This window comes from Burkholderia sp. LMG 13014 (assembly GCF_905232215.1).
Classification (GTDB): Bacteria; Pseudomonadota; Gammaproteobacteria; order Burkholderiales; family Burkholderiaceae; genus Burkholderia.
Genome location: NZ_CAJNKE010000424.1, coordinates 1 through 5,294, shown reverse-complemented (window position 1 = coordinate 5,294; position 5,294 = coordinate 1). Strand labels below are relative to the sequence as shown.

The 5,294-nt window shown below is 68.4% G+C and carries 3 protein-coding genes; all 3 read right to left on the bottom strand.

What is annotated here, in order from left to right:
* The coding region (locus JYJ84_RS27715; RefSeq protein WP_175221453.1) for a phosphohydrolase at positions 1-670 on the bottom strand (670 nt) is incomplete at its 3' end.
* A gap of 96 nt (positions 671-766) precedes the next feature.
* Positions 767-2,647 carry an amidohydrolase gene (locus tag JYJ84_RS27710; protein ID WP_236027231.1) on the bottom strand — a complete coding sequence of 627 codons (1,881 nt, stop codon included), beginning with the start codon at positions 2,645-2,647 and terminating at the stop codon, positions 767-769.
* Between the two features lie 167 nt (positions 2,648-2,814).
* Positions 2,815-5,294: AAA family ATPase (locus JYJ84_RS27705; RefSeq protein WP_205189709.1), on the bottom strand; the 2,480-nt coding region annotated here is incomplete at its 5' end.

Sequence of the window (5,294 nt, the reverse complement as noted above, 5' to 3'; positions counted from 1 at the left end):
AGGCGTCGTTCCAGCGTGCACCCAGCACGCGTCCGCAGAAATTCGGCCGCTGAAAATCCGGATCGGCCCGCTCGAGCACATCGGCGCTCCATGTGCCGAACGTCGACGCGGGCCGGTGCGCGACGCCGCGCGCGATCGCGTCGAGAAACGCGTCGCTGAACCCGTCGCCGCGCGGGTAAGCGACAAGCAGCGTGTGGCGTTCGTCCGCCGAATACGCGTCGAAGTCGGATGCCATCAGGTCCGTCGATACGGCGGACGCCAGCGCACGCGCCAGCGGCGACACGCGTGCCGCCACGCCGGGTGTCGTATGCAGCGCGATCGCGCGCCACACGTCGTCGCGTAGGCGCTGCGACGTCTGATGCCGCAGCAGGAACGCCTGCGCGGCATCGGCGCTGTCCAGCTCGTAGCGCTCGGTCGATCGGCAATAGGCGGCGCTCAATCCCATATTCGCGTACATCGCGGCCACGTACAGCGCATCGGCATCCAGTGTCTCGCTTGCACGGCGCGCGGCAAGCGATGCGAGGACGAACACCCGGCACGCGTGGTCGGTGATCACCCGCGGCAGCGACGCGCGTGCCGCTTCGGCGGCTTCGATTGCCATCGGCGTCCGGGGGACGCGGACGCCCGCTACTTCGTCATGGGCCGATGCGCACGTATGCGCAGAACTCATTTCGCCTCCTTCTGCCCTCTACCCGGGGGCGGACAATTGTCATTTTTCGCGCTGCGCGGGCAGAGGCCGCCGCAATACTCGACGAAACACGTCGACCTAAAAGGCGACACCGGGCTGACCGAATGCTTCGCACTGCTCGACGGCCCCTGTCGCGGCCGCATGAAGGCGTTGTGCGAAACCACGCCCGTGACCGCGCACGGAACCGGCGTCCGCGCCGTCGCCGGCCGCTGCGCGCGGTTGCGCCGATGCACCCGGACGACGATCGCCGACGCTTCCGAATCCGGCCACCGGCGACCACGCAGGGCTTACCGGAAGCGGCGGCGGCGCCAGCGTTGCGAACTCGTCGTCCGCATGCACGACCTTGCCGTCGACGATCGTCAGGACCGACGACAGTTGCGGGATCCGCGATTCGTCGATCGTGAAGTAGTCGTCCGTCAGCACGGCAAAATCCGCATACTGCCCGGGCACCAGCGCGCCCTTGCGATCGTCTTCGTTCGAGAACCACGCGCTGCCGACCGTGTAGCGGCGCAACGCTTCCATCCGGCTGAGCCGGTTGCATTCAGGATACAGCGCCGTACCGCCGACCGTACGCCCGGACACCATCCAGTACAGCGACATGAACGGGTTGTAGCTCGCGATGCGGGTCGCATCGGTGCCCGCGCCGACCGGCAGTCCGGCCGCCAGCATCGCGCGGATCGGTGGCGTGCGAATCGCCGCTTCCGCGCCATAGCGCGCGATGAAGTACTCACCCTGAAACGCCATCCGGTGCTGGACCGTCACGCCGCCGCCGAGCGCCGCGATACGCGCGATGTTCGCATCCGAAATCGTCTCGCAATGATCGAAGAACCAGCGCAACCCGTTGAACGGGGCCTCGCGGTTCACCGCTTCGAGCACGTTCAGGAAGCGGCCGATGGATTCGTCATATGTCGCGTGCAGCCGGAACGGCCAGCGATGCCGCACCAGCAGGCGGACAACCTCGGCCAGCTCGGCCTCGAGCGCGTCGGGCAGTTCGGGGCGCGGTTCGAGAAAATTCCCGAAATCGGCCGCGGAATACACCAGCAATTCGCCGGCGCCGTTCATCCGCAGGAACGCATCACCGTCGCCGGGCTTCGCCAGCGTCACCCAGCGCGCGTAGTCGTCGAGCTCCCGGCCGGCATACTGCGCGAACAGGCTGTACGCGATGCGCACCGTCAGTTCGCCGCGCCTCGCGAGCGCCATGATCGCGGCATAGTCATCCGGAAAAGCCTGCAAATCGCCGCCGGCGTCGATCGCGCTCGTCACGCCGAGGCGGTTCAATTCGCGCAGGAAGTGCCGCATCGAATTCATCTGGTCGTCGTAGGCGAGCTTAGGGCCTTGCTCGAGTGCCGCATGCAGGACGGCCATGTCCGGGCGCGCGATCAGCATGCCGGTCGGCCTGCCGAGACGATCGCGCTGAATCTCGCCGCCTGGCGGATCGGACGTGTCGCGGCCGCAGCCGATCGCACGCAGCGCGGCCGCGTTCAGAAGCGCGCTGTCGCCCAGATGCTGGATGAAAACCGGCGTGTCGGGCGCGATCGCGTTGAGTTCGGCCACCGTCGGCCCGCGCTTTTCCGCGAACTGGAATTCGGTCCAGCCGCCGACGACGCGCACCCACTGCGGCGCAGGCGTGCGCAGCACCTGGCGTCGCAGCATGCCGAGTGCTTCAGCCAGCGTCGGCACGCCGTCCCAGCGCAGCTCCAGGTTGAAGTTCAGGCCCCCGCGAATCACGTGCAGGTGCGAATCGTTCAGCCCCGGGATCGCGGTGCGGCCGTTCAGGTCGATGCGTCGCGTATCGGCACCCGCATGGCGCATCACCTCGTGCCCGTTGCCGGTCGCGAGGATCCGGCCGTGCTTCACAGCGAGCGCGGCCACGAACGACTGCCGGTCGTCCTGCGTCGCGATCTTTCCGTTGAAAACGATGAGGTCCGCCGATTCCGCGGATTCCGTCGCCTTAAGCACCGTCAGACCTCCTGCTTGCGTCGAAAGCCGGCGTACGGTCGCACACGGCATGCACCCGGTTTGACGATACACGGACCATTCACACTCCTCTTGAACGTTGATCGATCGGGCCCCTGCGCCCCGCGGCACGAGTGCGCGGCGGTCGCCTGCTCGGGCCCGGCGCGCCGTTACGCGACCGACTGCATCGCATCTACCGCCCCGAGCCGCATGCGCGTGCTGCTCGACGACGGCGTCACCTCCGAGGAGCGAACGAAGCTTTGCACCCGCGCCAGACGGCGAACGTCGAACGCGCGCGATTGCGGATCGAAATGCCCCGACAGGTTGGCCACCAGCGACGACGCCTGCCCGATGCGCCCGCGCTCGATCAGGTGATCGGCGAGGTCCAGCGTGCCGCGCAGCGCCCACATCGCGGCTCCTTGCCCGTTCGCGGTATGGATCGCCAGCAGCAGATGACGGTGCCCGTCCGCTTCGCACGCGGCCGCAAGATCCGCGTCGGCCGTGCGTGCCTGTTCGAGCATCGCAAGCCCTCGGGCGCGCAGCAGTTCCGGCACGAACAGATGTTCGCCGTGCCCGCGGCAACGCGCGAGCGTTGCGTCGAGCTTCATGCGCGCCTCGGCCGCTCGACCGGTGCGCGTCAACCCTTCTGCATACGCGACGATCAGCGGCACGAGCAGGTGCCGGAATCCGCCCGCTTCGATGCTCCGCAGCGCCGGCTCGAGCCGCGCGAGCCCGGCGCCGGGATGTCCGGCCTGCATGTCGAACTGTCCGGCAAGACATTCCGCATGGCTGCGCCAGATGTCGAAACCGTTCGCGTCGGCCGTCGATCGAAGCGTCGCGAGATAGTCGGATATCGCGTCGTGATCGCCATAGCGCAATGCAATCGGCACCGCCGCGGCGCCGAGCACGACGCACAATGCCAGTCCCGAGCCACTGCGGCGCGCGCGTTCGACCGCCTGCGCAGCCAGTCGCATCGCATAGTCCGGATCGCCCTGCATCCACACCAGCCGCGTCAGTATCATTCGGCCGAGCGTTGCAACGTCGATGCCCAGCGCCGCTTTTGCACAGGGCGGCTTGCCGACCTCGGCCAGCTCGGCCGTCGCGGCTTCCAGCCGCTCGCGCGCCTGCGCATGCTCGCCGAAGTAATGCAGCGAGGTCGCGACCATCGCGTTCGCCAGCAGTCGCTGCGACCGGTCGCCGCGCCGCTCGGCGGCCCGCTCGAAGCGCGTCGCATAGCGCAACGATTCGTGAATGTCGGAGCGCGTCAGCATCGTGTTCCACAGCCCCACCAGCGTGCACGCATCGAACGCCTCGTCGCCGAGCCGGCCCGCGAGACCGTGTGCCCGATCCCACATCGCGGCCGCCGCTTGCGTATCGCCATCGGTATGCAGCAACGCCGAAGCATAGGCCGCGCGCAAGCGCATCTCGCTCGCGGCGTCGACGGCATCGGGCGCCCCAGCCTCGATGGCGTCGAGCGCGCGTCGCGCCGGTATCGAACATTCGCGCATCCGCGCCGGCTCCAGCAATCCGAGCACCAGCACGTCGGCTGCCGACACTTGCGGTTCGACCGTCGCGGGCTCGTGCATTGCCGGCTCGCACGCGGCAAGATCCGGGCTCGCCGGTTGCGCTGCTTGCGCTTGAGCGGGCATCCGGGCTTCCGCCTGCTCGCGTTGGTAGCGCGCATGACGCTCGACGATGGTGTCGAATTCGCCCTCGTTGTGCAGCTTCTCGACCGCGTACGCCCGGGTCGATTCGGTCAGTCGGTAGCGCGCCTGCGCGCCGTTGAATTCGACGGCCACCAGCGATTTCGCGACCAGCTCGCCGAGCACCGCGATCATATCCGCGGCCGGCATGCCGGGATCCATCGCAACCTCATGCGCGGCATCGAACGTAAACGGGCCGATGAAGCAGGCCATCCGGCGAAACAGCGACCGCGCGGCCCCATCCAGCAGCACGTAGCTCCAGTCGAACGTCGCCCGCAACGTCTGGTGGCGCGGCAACGCCGACCGAAGCCCGCCCGTCAGCAGGTTCAGCCGGTCGTCGAGACGCGACGCGACGATCTCGAGCCCGAGCGTCGCGACGCGCGCGGCGGCCAGTTCGATCGCCAGCGGGAGCCCGTCGAGTCGGCGGCAGATATCGCCGATCACTCTGATGCCGGCCGCGTCGACCGCGCAATCGGGCGTGGCGGCGCGAATCCGCGCCAGAAACAGCTCGACGGCCGAATGGCGCACGATTTCGTCCACGGACGCACTGCCGTCCGGCACCGCCAGCGGACTCACGCGAAACACGGCCTCGACCGAGATATGAAGGGGTTCGCGACTCGTCACGAGCACGCGCAGCGGCGCGGCGCGTGATGTCAGTGTTTCGACGAGGTCGGCCACCAGATCGACGACGTGCTCCGCGTTGTCGAGCACGAGCAGGCCGCCCGACGCGGCGAACGCATCGCCGATCCGGTCGACGGCCGGCATGCCATCCGTCTCGAGCCCGAGTTCCGCGGCAATCGCGAGCAGCACATCGTTGCGCGTCGCGGCACGCGCCAGTTCAACGAACAGGACGCGCTCGCTGGACCGGCTGCGCAGTTCGTGTGCGACCCGCTCGGCCAGGCTCGTCTTGCCGATACCGCCCGCACCGACGAGCGTGACGACCGGCG